Annotated in this window: 11 protein-coding genes and 1 pseudogene; 3 read left to right on the forward strand and 9 right to left on the reverse strand. The window is 73.1% G+C overall.

Going from position 1 to position 13,624, the window contains the following annotated elements:
* Positions 1–102 precede the first annotated feature (102 nt).
* A complete protein-coding gene (locus JMF97_RS14375) occupies positions 103–2,235 on the forward strand; it encodes a transglycosylase domain-containing protein (protein ID WP_203222046.1) in 2,133 nt (710 codons plus the stop codon).
* Here the strand turns inward: JMF97_RS14375 and JMF97_RS14380 are convergent.
* On the reverse strand, positions 2,204–3,718 hold the full coding sequence (locus JMF97_RS14380; protein ID WP_203222047.1) for a cobyrinic acid a,c-diamide synthase CobB: 1,515 nt from the start codon (positions 3,716–3,718) through the stop codon (positions 2,204–2,206). The two genes, JMF97_RS14375 and JMF97_RS14380, sit on opposite strands and share 32 nt — an antisense overlap.
* A gap of 213 nt (positions 3,719–3,931) precedes the next feature.
* On the opposite strand from JMF97_RS14380, the gene JMF97_RS14385 reads away from it, so the two are divergent.
* A complete protein-coding gene (locus JMF97_RS14385; RefSeq protein ID WP_203222048.1) occupies positions 3,932–4,741 on the forward strand; it encodes an SURF1 family cytochrome oxidase biogenesis protein in 810 nt (269 codons plus the stop codon).
* Between the two features lie 76 nt (positions 4,742–4,817).
* Here the strand turns inward: JMF97_RS14385 and JMF97_RS14390 are convergent, their stop codons facing one another.
* From JMF97_RS14390 to JMF97_RS14405, 4 genes and pseudogenes are all read right to left on the reverse strand, one after another.
* Complete coding sequence (locus JMF97_RS14390) at positions 4,818–6,434, reverse strand: ATP-dependent DNA ligase (protein WP_203222049.1); 1,617 nt, start codon at positions 6,432–6,434, stop codon at positions 4,818–4,820.
* A gap of 112 nt (positions 6,435–6,546) precedes the next feature.
* Positions 6,547–6,753 (reverse strand): hypothetical protein, encoded by a 207-nt coding sequence (locus JMF97_RS14395; protein ID WP_203222050.1) that lies wholly within the window; start codon positions 6,751–6,753, stop codon positions 6,547–6,549.
* 70 nt (positions 6,754–6,823) lie between these two features.
* The gene (locus tag JMF97_RS14400; protein WP_203222419.1) at positions 6,824–8,170 is read right to left on the reverse strand and encodes a dipeptidase; all 1,347 of its coding nucleotides are present in this window, start codon (positions 8,168–8,170) and stop codon (positions 6,824–6,826) included.
* Positions 8,169–8,975 (reverse strand): annotated as a pseudogene (locus tag JMF97_RS14405) (uridine kinase family protein); the annotation flags it as partial. The pseudogene JMF97_RS14405 and the gene JMF97_RS14400, both read right to left, overlap by 2 nt.
* 6 nt (positions 8,976–8,981) lie before the next feature.
* Here JMF97_RS14405 and JMF97_RS14410 point away from each other — a divergent pair.
* Positions 8,982–9,383, forward strand: coding sequence for a rhodanese-like domain-containing protein (locus tag JMF97_RS14410; protein WP_043721742.1), 402 nt, complete (start codon positions 8,982–8,984; stop codon positions 9,381–9,383).
* A gap of 32 nt (positions 9,384–9,415) precedes the next feature.
* Here JMF97_RS14410 and JMF97_RS14415 read toward each other — a convergent pair whose 3' ends face one another.
* The 4 genes from JMF97_RS14415 to JMF97_RS14430 form a co-directional block, all read right to left on the reverse strand.
* Positions 9,416–10,033, reverse strand: a complete 618-nt coding sequence (locus JMF97_RS14415) for a hypothetical protein (protein ID WP_203222052.1) — start codon at positions 10,031–10,033, stop codon at positions 9,416–9,418.
* A gap of 31 nt (positions 10,034–10,064) precedes the next feature.
* Complete coding sequence (locus JMF97_RS14420; protein ID WP_203222053.1) at positions 10,065–11,606, reverse strand: cobyric acid synthase; 1,542 nt, start codon at positions 11,604–11,606, stop codon at positions 10,065–10,067.
* A complete protein-coding gene (locus JMF97_RS14425) occupies positions 11,603–12,649 on the reverse strand; it encodes a cobalamin biosynthesis protein (RefSeq protein ID WP_203222054.1) in 1,047 nt (348 codons plus the stop codon). The genes JMF97_RS14420 and JMF97_RS14425 overlap by 4 nt, the downstream gene beginning before the upstream one ends.
* A gap of 124 nt (positions 12,650–12,773) precedes the next feature.
* Positions 12,774–13,616, reverse strand: coding sequence for a single-stranded DNA-binding protein (locus JMF97_RS14430; RefSeq protein ID WP_203222055.1), 843 nt, complete (start codon positions 13,614–13,616; stop codon positions 12,774–12,776).
* Between the last annotated feature and the right edge of the window lie 8 nt (positions 13,617–13,624).

Consider the following 13,624-nt stretch of genomic DNA (forward strand, 5'->3'; position numbering starts at 1 on the left):
AGGCGGCACGGGTGACAGCAGCGCGGGGGGTGGGCCGCATCACCACCGATCACTTCATGAGTATTTCTCATGGATGATTCGGAAATGTCATAACTTATCGGTGTGAGCAATCGACCCCTTGCTGCCGCTGGTCGTTTCGTTCCTCTCCTCCGTGCCGGGCTGATCGCCGGCATCGTCGTCGCCGCCGTGGCGTACCCCGTGGTCGCCCTGACCGGCGTCGGCGCCAAGGCCACCGCGCACGCCGTGGAGAGCAAGACCCGACTGCTGGCCACCGCCCTGCCCGCCGAGACCTCCTACCTCTACGCGCCCGACGGCAAGACCGTGCTGACCATGTTCTTCGAGGAGTACCGGCAGTACACCAAGCTGTCGGACATCTCGCCGCACATGCAGCAGGCGATCGTGGCCGCCGAGGACAACCGCTTCTACCGGCACCACGGCGTCGACCCGAAGGGCGTCGCCCGCGCCTTCGTGGCCAACGCGAAATCCAGCGGCGTCTCCCAGGGCGCCTCGACGCTGACCATGCAGTACGTGCGGATGGCGCTGCGGGACAGCGCGAGCACCCCGAAGGAGGTGCAGGAAGCCACCGCGCAGACCCCGGTCCGCAAGATCAAGGAGATGCGGATGGCGGTCGACCTGGAGAAGGAGTTGAGCAAGGAGGACATCCTCGAGTGCTACCTCAACTCGGCGTACTTCGGGCACCGGGCGTACGGCATCTACGCCGCCAGCGAGATCTTCTTCTCCAAGACCCCGAAGGAACTCACCCCCGTCGAGGCGGCCACCCTCGCCGGCCTGGTGAAGTCGCCCTCGCAGTACGACCCGGCCAGCTCGGACCAGAAGGAGGCCACCGCACGGCGCAACTACGTGCTGGACAACATGGCCCGGCTCGGTTACCTGTCGCCCGACTCGGTCGCGGCGGCGAAGACCGAGCCGATCCGGCTGCGGCTGACCTACCCGCCGAACGACTGTGCCTCGGTGCCGGAGAAGTGGAACAGCTGGGGCTTCCTCTGCGATTACCTGAAGAACTGGTGGAGCGCGCAGCCGGCCTTCGGCGACAACCGGCTGGAACGGCTGGACAAGCTGCGGCGCGGCGGCTACCGGATCGTGCTCAGCATGGACCCGAAGATCCAGGCGGCGGCCGAGGAGAACGTCGGCACCAAGGGCAACACCGGTAGCCCGTTCGCCAACGGCATCGTGGTCGCCGAGCCGGGCACCGGGCGGATCAAGGCGATGGCGGTGAACCGCACCTACTCGCTGCAGGTCAACGAGAATCCGCTCAGCTCCAACCCGGAGGCGGGTCCGAACGTACGGGCCAACTACCCGAACACGGTGGCGCCGTTGATGGGCGGCGGCGACCTGCCCGGCTACCAGGCCGGATCGACGTTCAAGATGTTCCCCATGCTGGCCGCCTTGGACGCCGGCATGACCTTGAACACCACCTTCAACGCACCGCACTCGTACCGGTCGGAGATCTACGACGGCTGGCAGCCGTCGAACGCCAGCGGTGCGATGAGCGGCATGCAGACCATGTGGTCCGGCTTCGGCAAGTCGGTGAACACCTACTTCGTCTGGCTGGAGGAACAGGTCGGCGCGGAGCGGGCGGTCCGGCTCGCCGAGCAGTTGGGGCTGCGCTGGCGTACCGACGTGGACCGGGAGCACGCCTCACCGTCGCGGGCCAACAAGTGGGGCGCGTTCACGCTGGGCGTTTCCGACGCCACCCCGTTGGAGATGGCCAACGCGTACGCCGCCGTCGCCGCCGACGGGCGGTACTGCGAGGCGATGCCGGTGTCCGCGATCTACAACCGGGACGGCACCCCGGCGACCTTCAAGACTCCCGGCGGCATCGAGCGGGAGGTCGCCAAGCCCCGCTGCCGCCAGGTGGTCAGCGCGGACGCCGCCCGGGCCGCCACCGACGCCGCCCGCTGCCCGACCGGTGACACCCCGGCCAAGGGTGGCTGCGGCGGCTGGTCGACCGCGGACAGCGTACGAGGCACGGTGGGTCGCCCGGTGGCCGGCAAGACCGGTACCACGGACAGCACCCGGTCGGCCTGGTTCGTCGGCTACACCCCGGAACTGGCGGCAGCGAGCTTCATCTCCGACCCGGACAACCCGTTCAACGCGGTGGGTGACGGCCAGTCGCAGATCCCGATCGCAGCGGTCGCGAACACGCTCCGCGACGCGCTCAAGGGCAAACCGGTGCGGGACTTCACTCCACCGTCGGACCGGATAGTCGGCTGACCACCGGCCCGGCGTCCGCAGCGGGCGCCGGGCCGTCTGAGCCGCTCGGGACGCCGGGTGAGCCGCTCGCGGCGGGCGGGCCGGGCACAACGGCCGGCGCAGCGCTCGGGGCGGCGTCGGGGTCGGCGGTCGCGGCGGCCACCAACCGGGTCGCCAGGTGCGGGTACGCGGCCCAGTGCGGCACCAGTTGAGAGGCGTGCACGCCACGCCAGACGAACCCCTCCGGGGCGCCACCCGCCCAACTCCAGGCCGGCCGTTGGCCACCGCGCGGGGAGAGCACCCCCTGGTGCTCCTTGTGCCCGACGACCACCTCGCCGCGTACCACGATCACGCTGTCGCTCTGGGCGGCCGCCTCCCGGTAGCCGACCACCAGTCCGTCGCGGAGGCTGCCGATGGCGTCGAGCACGCCACACATGGGCAGCCCATCCACCTCCCGGGCCAGCCAGAGCAGACCGGCACCCTCGGCGACCACCGGTCGGCCGGTACGGGCCAGCTCGGCGACCGCGATGCAGAGCCGCCGGTTGGCGGAGAGCTGCTCGACGTACGACTCGGGCAGGGCGCCACCGACCACCAGGGCCCGGGTACCGGCCGGCAGGGCCTCGTCGGTGAACGGGTTCACCGTCACCACGTCGGCCCCCGCCGCCCGCAGCAGTTCGACGGTCTCGACGTGGCTGAAGGTGCCACCGGGTCCGCCAGCCACCGCGATGACCGGCCGTGGCCGATCCGGGGCCGCCGTGTCATCGGCCGCCGCCGGCTGCGGTGACCAGGCCGGCATGCCCAGCGCCGGGGCGGAGCGGGCCAGGCCGAGCAGTCGTTCCAGGTCGACGGTGGCGGCCACCGCCTCGCCGAGTCGCCGGACCGCCCGGGTGGCCTCGCCGGCACCGGTGACCACCGGCACCACTGCGTGCCGTCGGGACGGCAGCACCGGCGGGAGGTCCTGCCGGCGAAGCGCGCCGTAGACCGGTACGCCGATGTCGTCGAGCGCCTCGCGCAGCAGCACCTCGTGCCGCGAGGAGGCGACCCGGTTGAGGATCACCCCACCGATCCACAGCTGCTCGTCGTACGCCCGGAACCCGTGCACCAGCGCCGCCACCGACTGCCCCATCGCGGCGACGTCGACCACCAGGACGACCGGGCTGCGCAGCGCGGTGGCCACCGCGGCCGTGGACTCGGTGTCGCCCCGGCCGCTGAGACTGTCGTAGAGGCCCATGCTGCCCTGCACGACCGCGAGGTCGGCGTCGGCGGCACCGTGCAGCAGCAACGGGGCGAGCCGTTCGGAGCCGACCAGCCGCGCGTCCAGGCTGCGCCCGGGACGGCCGGAGGCCAGGCCGAGGTACGCCGCGTCGACCTGATCCGGGCCGATCTTGAAGCCGGCCACGTCGAGACCCTGTTCGGCGAACGCGGCGAGCAGGCCGATCGCCACTGCGTTCTTGCCGTGCCCGGACGAGGGGGCGCTGAACACCAGACGCGGCACGACGGTCATCATCGACTCCTCGCGAACGGACGGGCGTACCGAGGTGTCGGCGCGCTCCGCCCGCGTGACGATAGCCGAACCGGACTACTGGCACGCACCGACCGGTACCCCTCCCATTCCGGCGTCCCGGCCGGCCCACGCCCCGCCCACCGCCCGGGTACGCTGCGCCACCACAGCCGCGGCGCGGCACGGTGGCGATGAGCCACCGGGTAGCCTCGTGGCGTGTACCGGTTCCTGCTGACGCCGCGCTGGCTGGGCATCCTCGCGCTGACTCTGGTCGCCGCCACGGTGATGGTGCTGCTGGGCAACTGGCAGCTGGACCGCTACCGGGGCCGCACCGCGATCAACGAACAGATCGACGCCGGCCTCCAGATGGCGGCGGTGCCGCTGCGTGAGGCGCTGGCCGCCCCGACCGGCGGTCCCGGCACGATCGGACCACCACCGGCGCAGGAGCGGACCTACACCCGGGTCACCCTGACCGGCCGGTACGACGCCGACAACATCGTGCTGGTCCGGGGTCGTACGGTCGACAGCAAGGTCGGCTTCGAGGTACTCACCCCGCTGGTGCTCACCGACGGCACGGCCGTACTTGTGGACCGGGGTTGGATCCCGCCGGCCCCGGGTGGTGCGCTGGCCCAGCCGGAGATGCCGGCCACCCCGGCGGGCGAGGTGACCGTCGAGGGTCGGGTACGCGCGAGTGAGAGCGGCGACGCCAAGGTGTCCCGCCGCGACGGCCAGCTGGAAAGCCGTCGGATCTCGCTGCCCCAGCTCGCCCCTCAACTGCCGTACCCGCTGCACGGGGGGTACGTGCTGCTCGACGAGCAGATCCCGGCTGCCGATCCGGTGTTCAAGGCGGTGCCGGTGGGGCACGCCAACAACTGGCAGAACCTGGGCTACGTCGTGCAGTGGTGGATCTTCGGGGCGATGACCGTGGTCGGCTTCGGCTGGATCGCCCGCCGGGAGGCCCGCCGCCTGGCCGGGGTGACCGACGACCGGCCCCGCGACCGCGCCGCCGACCCCTCCCCCGCCTGACCGCCGCCGAGCCGACAGCCCGCCGCTGAGCCGACAGCCCGCCGGGCCGACGGCCCGCTAGGACGACGGCTCGCTGCTACGGCGACGGCGCGGACGGTGGGCGGCCGGCGTGGATGGCGCGGACGGTGTCGATCGTGTCGGCCTCGGCGGCGGACTTGTCCTCGCGGTACCGCACCACCCGCGCGAAGCGCAGCGCCACCCCGCCGGGATAGCGCGAACTGGTCTGCACGCCGTCGAAGGCGATCTCCACCACCTGCTCGGGGCGGACCCGCACCACCCAGTCGCCCCGCTCCACCGCCAGGCCGAGGAAGCGTTCGGTCTGCCAGCGCAGCAGCTCGTCGGTGAGCCCCTTGAAGGTCTTGCCCAGCATCACGAACTCACCGGTACGCGGATCACGCGCCCCCAGGTGCAGGTTGGACAGCCAGCCGGTGCGTCGGCCACTTCCCCACTCGACGGCGAGCACGACCAGGTCCAGGGTGTGTCGAGGCTTGACCTTGATCCACGCCGCGCCACGCCGGCCCGCTTCGTACGGCGCGTCGGGCGCCTTGACCACGACACCTTCCTGGCCGGCATCGAGCGCGGCGGCGAACGCCTCGCCGGCCCGCTGCGGCTCGTCCACCTCCATCCGCCCCACCAGCAACGCGGCGTCGACAGTGCCGCGCAGCACCGCCCACCGCTCGCGGCCCGGCGCGTCGATCAGATCCGTGCCGTCCAGATGCAGCAGGTCGAAGAAGTAGGGCGTGAGCACCGTCGTGCCGGTGCTCGCGGCGGCGGCGCGCACCGCCGGGGCGACCGGCGCGGCAGCGGTTGGCCCGCCCTCCGACCGGGCACCGGCTGACCCGCCGCGTCGGGCGGCGGCGCTGGAGGTCTGCTGGAAGGGCAGGGGTCGGCCGGTCTCGTCCAGGCCGATGGCCTCGCCGTCGAGGACCAGCTCCCGGGCCGGCAGGGCCCGCACCGCCGCGACCACCTCGGGCACCCGGGCGGTGATGTCGTCCAGGCTGCGGGTGAACACGGCGATGTCCGACCCGCTGCGGTGCACCTGGATGCGGATGCCGTCGAGCTTGACGTCGACCACGGCGGGGATGCCCGTGGCGGCCAACGCCTCGTCGACCGAGGAGGCGCTCTGGGCCAGCATCGGCGCGAGTGGCCGCCCGACCCGCAGCCCGAAAGCGGCCAGGGCGGCAGCGCCACCGGCGAGCGCGGCCACCGCCACCTCACGCAGGTCACCGGCGAGCAGCAACGCCCGGCGTACGGCGGCGACCGGCACCCCGGCGGCGCGGGCGATCGCGTCGGCGAGCAGCCCGGCCTGAGCGCCGTGGCGCAGCTCGCCGAGGAACAACCCGGTGAGCAGCCGCTGCTCGTCGGCGGTCGCCGCCGCGTAGAGGCTGTGCACCAGGGCACGACGACGGGCCTGTGATCCGCTGCCGTGCACCGCGGCGATCGCGTCGATGGCCGCGTCGACCGCACCGACGGTCAGGGTCGGCTCCGCCGCCGGTGGCGGCAGGTCACGCAAGCCAGCCCAGCCGACCCCGGTCTGCCGCTGGCGCAGCTCACCGGCGAGCCAGCCGGCTCCCGCCGCGATCTCGACCGGATCGAGCCGGCGCAACGCCTCGGCGAGCAACTCGACCTTCGCCCGCCGGCCGCTGGTCGCGGCGACGGCTGCGGAGGTGGCAGCCAGGTCGAGGAATCGCACGCCCCAATCCTGCCAGCCACCTCCGACAACGCACGCCGATCACCGCACCGCCGTCACTCGCGTCGCCGTCGTCGTTCGGCGTTGGCCGGGTGTCGGCTCGCAAGCGTCGGTGTCAGGCCGGGACCGGTTCCTCCACGCGCAGGCCGCGGGCACGGACCCCCTCGGCGATGCGGGACAGCGACGCGTCCAGGGCGACCAGGGCGGCGGAAAGCTCCGCGAGCTGTTCCTTGAGCGTGTCCTCGGACCACGCGGAGACGTCGATGTCTCCCAGAGCGCTGACGGCGGCCCCCAGGCGGGCCATCTCCTCGTTCGTACGCATGTTCGAGAGGCTACAACAGCCCCGCGTCCGACACACCGGAAACGGCCACCATTCGTGCGAAGTTACGGGTTCAGCCGCGACCCGCCTCGGCCACCTTGGCCAGCAGCAACGCCTCGGCCAGGCAGACCCGGGCGAACTCGCCCAGGTGCAGGCTCTCGTTCGGCCCGTGCGCCCGGGCGTGCGGATCCTCCACGCCGGTCACCAGGATCGCCGCCTGCGGGAACATCTCCCGCAGGGTGGCGATGAACGGGATCGAGCCGCCGAGGCCGATGTCCACCGCATCGGTGCCGTCCCAGGCCGCCCGGAAGGCCGACCGGGCGGCGTCGAACATCGGGCCGGTCGAGTCGATGACACACGGTGCCCCGTCGTGCTCGAAGCTGACCTCGACCTGCGCACCCCAGGGGGCGTGCCGGTGCAGGTGTTCGCGCAGTGCCGCGTACGCCTTGGTCGGGTCGTCGCCCGGCGCGAGCCGTACGCTCAGCTTGGCCTTGGCGGTCGGCACCAACGCGTTGGGCGCCTCGCCGGTGGCCGGGGCGTCGATGCCGAGCACGGCGAGCGCCGGCTTGGTCCAGATCCGGTCGGTGATCCGACCGGTACCGATCAACTGCACCCCCTCCAGCACGCCCGCCTCGGCACGGAACCGCTCCTCGGGGTAGTCGACGGCGGCGCCTTCGCCCTGGACCAACCCGTCGACCGCGACGTTGCCGGCGTCGTCGTGCAGGGTGGCCAGCAGCCGGACCAGGGTGGTCAGGGCGTCCGGCACCGGGCCGCCGAACATGCCGCTGTGCACGGCCTGCTCCAGGGTGCGTACCTCGACGAAGCAGTTGACCAGGCCGCGCAGCGAGGTGGTCAGCCCCGGCACGCCGATGTCCCAGTTCGTCGAGTCGGCGACCACGATCACGTCCGAGGCGATCGTGTCGCGGTGCGCGGCGAGCAACCGCTCCAGCGACTCGGAGCCGTACTCCTCCTCGCCCTCGATGAACAGCACCACCCCGACCGGAAGCCGATCGCCGAAGGCGCGCAGCGCGGCGATGTGCGCCATGATGCCGGCCTTGTCGTCGGCGGCACCCCGCCCGTACAGCCGGCCGTCGCGCTCGACCGGCTCGAACGGGTCGGACTGCCACAGCGCCCGATCGCCGACCGGCTGCACGTCGTGATGGGCGTAGAGCATGACCGTGGGCGCGCCGGGTGGCGCTGCCCTGCGCCCGATCACCGCCGGCTGCCCACCGGCCCGCACGATCTCCACGTCGAGTCCGCAGCCGCGCAACAGTTCGGCCACCGCTTCGGCGGAGCGTTCCACGTGCGTGTGGTCGAAGCCCTCGAAGGCGATGCCGGGAATCCGGACCAGGCGCTCCAGGTCTTCCCGTACACCGGGCAGTTCCCGCTGCACAGCGGCCCGCAACTCGGCCTCCGTCATGATCGGTGTGGTCATGACCGGCATCGTATTCCGGCCTTACCCGACGCCGACGGCCAGATCGCCGCATCCGGTGCTGTGCGACCTGAATCGCAGCTCAGCCCGCCGCCATTCGCAGGTAGTAGCGGTCGGCGTCGTGCGGCAGCGTGGGTGCGCCGTCGACGATCAGGTCGGCCCGAGCCTGCGTGCCGTCGGCGCGGAAGTGCTCCTGCTCGCCGAGGTGCCATCGGCGCAGCTCGGGCAGGATTCCCGGGCCGTCGCGGGTCACCGCCCTGGTCAGCCGCAGCGACTGCGGCGCGGTGACGAAGACCGCCAAACTCAGCTCGGCCTCCGCCTCGGCGCGGGCCGCGCTGACCCCCTCCACGATCAGCACCGGCGCTGCCGGCACCGGCACCGGGTTGGGCAGGAACACCCGCCGCACCCAGCTGTACCGCTGGTAGGCGCCGGCCTGACCGGCACGCACCGGCGCCAGCACCGACGACTCCAGGCGGCGCCAGAAGGTGAGCTGGTCGTCCCAACCATCGAGCAGATCGTCGGTGTGCACCACCGGCGGGCGGCCCACGTCGGTGACGGCGAAGGCGTCGGCCAGCCGCGCCGCGAAGGCCGTCTTGCCCGCACCACTGGGACCGTCGACCGCCACCAACCGGGTACGCCCCAACCGCGCCGGCCGCCGCAGCACCCGGCGCGCCAGTTCGGCGTACGCCGCAAAGACCGCAACCACGGGCACGGACGTTACCGTTCGTGTTGTCCCACACCGCTTCCGGCCGCTAATCGGCTGCCCAGCAGGCACGATCGGGTCGTGTCCCATTCCGTGATGAGTCCCGGCGTCGAGGCGTTGCTGGAGCAGGCCCGCGCGGGCATGAACCGGTTGACCCCGCAGGAAACGGTGCAGGCCGCCGCCCGCGGCGCGCTCGTGATCGACACCCGTACCGACATGCAGCGACGGGAGCAGGGTGACCTGCCCGGCGTCCTGGTGATCGACCGGACGGTGCTGGAGTGGCGGCTCGATCCGGCCAGCGACTGGCGCATCCCCGAAGCCACCGGGTACGACATCGAGGTCGTCGTGGTGTGCCGCCAGGGCTACAGCTCCAGCCTCGCCGCGGCCAGCCTGCGCGCCCTCGGCCTGCACCGGGCGACCGACATGATCGGCGGCGTGGACGCCTGGCGCGCGGCGGGCCTACCCTTCTCCGATCGCCCGGCCGACGTACGCCTCTGACCGTTCTCGGAGAGCTTCGGCGGTAGGCCGGCTCAGGGCGTCATCACCGTGAACGTCTGCTCCGCGTAGGCGGCCAGCAGCGCCTCGGTGGTGGCCTCGTCGGGCACCTCGGAGCCCATTGACAGGAGATCGAGCCAGATCCACGCGTCACCGCGCGCCACGTACATCGACGCGCGGCGGGCCGTCACCGGCTCGGCGATGTCGGGAAGATCCAGACCCTCGTCGACCGGCATGATCCACACCCAGGCACGGTCACCGAGTTGCGGCAGGTCGTACCAGGTGCCGCGCGCATGCGGCTCCGGCTTCGGCGGCAGCGCTTCCCGGGCGCGTTCCGGGGAGCCGGCGAGTGCTGTGTGGACGGTGAGGGAGTGCTTGGCGATCGAATCCGCCTCGCCGGCCCCGAGCATGCACTTGCGCGACGGGTGACCCGGCCGCAACGGCCACTCCTTGGTCTTGGCCGCGCCGCCGACCAGATCGAGCAACGGCTGCGGGTCGAGCTTCGCGCACAGCTCGTCCACCAGGCGATAGCTGGTCGGAAACGGCGGCGGGTCGGTCGGTTCCGACGGGCTGGCACAACCGGCCAGCAAGGCGCCGATCAGCACGGGCGGCAGCACCAGGGCAAACCGGGACCAATGGCCGGGTAACGTCACGGGGGGATCCTGCCACGGCAGCCGGCACCTGTCAGACCCGTGGGGCTCCGGGCGGGACGAACGGGAGGTCGGTCGGCGGGCCGGACTCGATCAGCCGCCACAGGGCGGCCGTGTCCAGATGCTCCTCGACCAGGTCGCCGAGCAGGTCGAGGGTGCGTTCCCGGGCACCGGCAAACGAGGTGTCCGGGGCGACCCGGAAGCCGGTACGCCCGGCGAGGCGGGACACCCTTGTGAGGAACCAGCGGCGGAACTCGTCGGACTCGAAGGCGCCGTGCCAGTGGGTGCCGTGCACGACCCCGTGGACGGCCCCTTCGCCGACGCCGTCGAGGTAGCGCAGCAGCGGGGTCAGCGTCGGATCGGCGGCCGAGACGTAGCCGTGGTGGATCTCGTACCCGCGTACCGGCAGGTCATCGGAGAACGTGCCGGCCGCCGCCCGGACCGTTTTGCGCGGGTCGAAGGTGATCTCGATGGGCAGCAGACCGAGGCCGGGCACGCTGCCGCGCCGGCTCTCCACCGGGTCGTGGATGGCTCGGGCGAGCATCTGGAAGCCGCCGCAGATGCCCAGCAGCGGCCGGCCCGCCGCGACGTGCGCGGTGACCACGTCGGCAAGGCCGGTCTCCCGCAGCCAGGCCAGGTCCGCCACCGTCGACTTGGAGCCGGGCAGCACGATCAGGTCGGCGGCGGCCAACTCGGCCGGCTCGACGGTCAACCGCACCCGTACCCCGGGCTCGGTCGCGAGCGCCTCGACGTCGGTGGCGTTGGAGACCCGGGGCAACCGCACCACTGCGACGTCGAGCCATTCGGTGCCGTGCGGGGCGGCGGGTCGGCCGAGCACCCGGCCGTAGGCGAGCGAATCCTCCGCGTCCAACCACAGGTCCACCGACCAGGGCAGGACCCCGTACGTCGGGCGGCCGGTGACCTGGCTCAGCATCGCCAGCCCCGGTTCGAGCAGACCACGGTCACCGCGGAACTTGTTGACCACGAAACCGGCGATCAGCGCCTGGTCGGCGGGGTCGAGCAGGGCGAGGGTGCCGAACATGGCGGCGAACACCCCACCCCGGTCGATGTCGCCGACCACGACCGTCGGCAGCCCGGCCTGCCGGGCCAGGCCCATGTTGACGAAGTCGCCGCCGCGCAGGTTGATCTCCGCGGGACTGCCGGCCCCCTCACAGACCACCACGTCGTACGCCGAGCGCAGCTCGCTCAGCGCGGCGTAGGCGGTCTCGGCCAGCCGGGGACGCAGCGATGCGAACGTGTCGGCGGTCAGCGTGTCGACCGCCTCGCCCAACAGCACCACCTGGCTGGACAGGTCGCTGCCCGGCTTGAGCAGCACCGGGTTGAACCGCAGGTCCGGGGCGAGTCCGCAGGCCGCCGCCTGCATCGCCTGCGCCCGCCCGATCTCGCCACCCCGGCCGTCCGGACCGACGACGACTGCCGAGTTGTTGGACATGTTCTGTGCCTTGAACGGCGCGACCTTGACGCCCTGGCGGTGCAGCCACCGGCAGATGCCGGCGGTCAGCACGCTCTTGCCGGCGTCCGAGGTCGTCCCGGCGACCAGCAGACCCCCGCTCATCGCCCGCGCCCGGCCTCGACCGCAATCGCCCGCACGGCCGTGGACCGCACGGCCGTGGAGCTCGCCCGTGCGGCCCGGCGGGTGACGGCAGCGGTCAAGCGGCCGACGGTCAGCGGGTAAACGGCGGCGAGCCCGAGTGCCGCCAGCCCGACCGCGCCGGAGATCCGAGCGGCCCGGGACAGGTGGCGTGCCTCGGGACGTGGCCCGTCACCGAGGAACGGACGCGCCTCCGAGCGGCCGAAGTAGACGTTGCGTCCGCCCAGCCGTACGCCCAGCGCCCCGGCCATCGCCGCCTCGCACTGCCCGGCGTTGGGGCTCGGGTGGTCGGCGCGGTCCCGCCGCCACACCCGCCAGGCCTGCTCCCGGTCACCTCGCCCGACTGGGGCGAGGGCGACGGTCAGCAGGCCGGTCAGTCGCGCCGGCACCAGGTTGAGCAGGTCGTCCAGGCGGGCGGCCGGGGTGCCGAACCGGCCATAGCGGGCGTTACGGTGCCCGACCATCGCGTCCAGGGTGTTCGCCGCCCGGTAGCCGAGCAGCCCCGGCAGCCCGGCCACCGCGCCCCAGACCAGCGGGGCCACCACGGCATCCGAGGTGTTCTCCGCGACGGACTCGACGGTGGCCCGCGCCAGCTCCGGCTCGTCCAGCGTCGACGGGTCGCGCCCACAGAGGTTGCCGAGCCGGTGCCGGGCGGCCGGCACGTCACCGGAGCGCAGTTCGCGACCCATCGCCTTCGCCTCGTGGCGCAGGCTGCGGCCACCGAGCACCGCCCACGTGCCGGCGGCGACCAGCGTCGCGCGGGCCACCGGCCGGCGTCGGGTGGCGAACGCGGCAGCCGCCCCGACGAGCACCGGCGCGCCCACGGCGAGCGCGGTGAAGGCAGCGCCGGCCAGCCGGTCGGGCCGGTAGAGGCGGCGTTCCAGGGCGGCGGCGGCCCGGCCGAAGCCGGCGACCGGATGCCCGCGTCGGGGGTCGCCGAGCAGCGCGTCGAGCGCATACCCGGCGACCAGTCCTGCCGCGTTCGCCACCGCACCCGCGTGCTGCACCACACCACCTCCGGCCGGCAGCCTAGCCGAGCCCGGCACGTCGACCGGCTCGATCCAGCCCGGCCCTGCCGGTCTCCCGGCAGGGCTCGCGAGGACCAGCCGGCCGCCGTCCCCGGGCAGTCGGTCACACCGGCTGCGGCTGCCGCCCACGGCCGCGTCGTCCGCGTCCGGTCACCTCGGCGCCCGCCCCCGATTCCTCCGGACGCCCCAGCGACTCGACCGCAGCCTCGCCACCCTCGAACCGGCCCGCCGCCGACCCGCCCGATGCCGACCCGCCCACGTTCGACCCGCCCGCGTTCGACCCGACGGGCTCGGCGGCGAGCGGGGCCAACTCGTCGGAGCTCTCCGCCGGCTCCGCGCCGTCGAACGGGTCGGACGGGAAGGGCTCGTCACCACCGACCGGCCGGTACGCCCCACCGCCGGGCCGCGTGCCCGGGCTGGCGGCGTACTCGTCGGACCCCAGGTCGGGCAGCTCGAACTCGTCGTCGAGTCCGCCGAGGTCGGGTCGGGCCGGCGCCTCGGAGTCCGGCACCGGCTCGGTCGGCTCGCCGTGCACCCGCTGCTCGGCCTCGGCGTCGGAGACGGCACTGGTGCTCAGGCTCGGCCGGTTGCGCAGGAATCGGCCGCGCCCTCGGGACAGGTCGTGACCGACGGCGACCGCCTCCAGCTCGTACAGGGTGCGGTGGTTGCCCGCCTCGTCGGTCCAGTCACGGGTGTAGAGCCGCCCGCAGACGACCACCGGATCACCGACCATCACCGAGGCGGCCACCCCCTCGGCGAGCTTGCGCCAGCAGTTCACCCGTACGCGCAGGCTGTTGCCGTCGACCCACCGGCCGCTGTCCCGGTCGAGGCGGCGGGCGGTGGAGGCGACCTTGAAGTTGGCCACCAGTGTGTTGCTCTGGGTCGTACGCCGCCATTCCGGCGCGGTCAGCACGTTGCCGACGATCGTGACATAGGTGTCGAACATCGCCCCTC

Source organism: Micromonospora fiedleri (assembly GCF_016774385.1).
GTDB lineage: Bacteria > Actinomycetota > Actinomycetes > Mycobacteriales > Micromonosporaceae > Micromonospora > Micromonospora gifhornensis.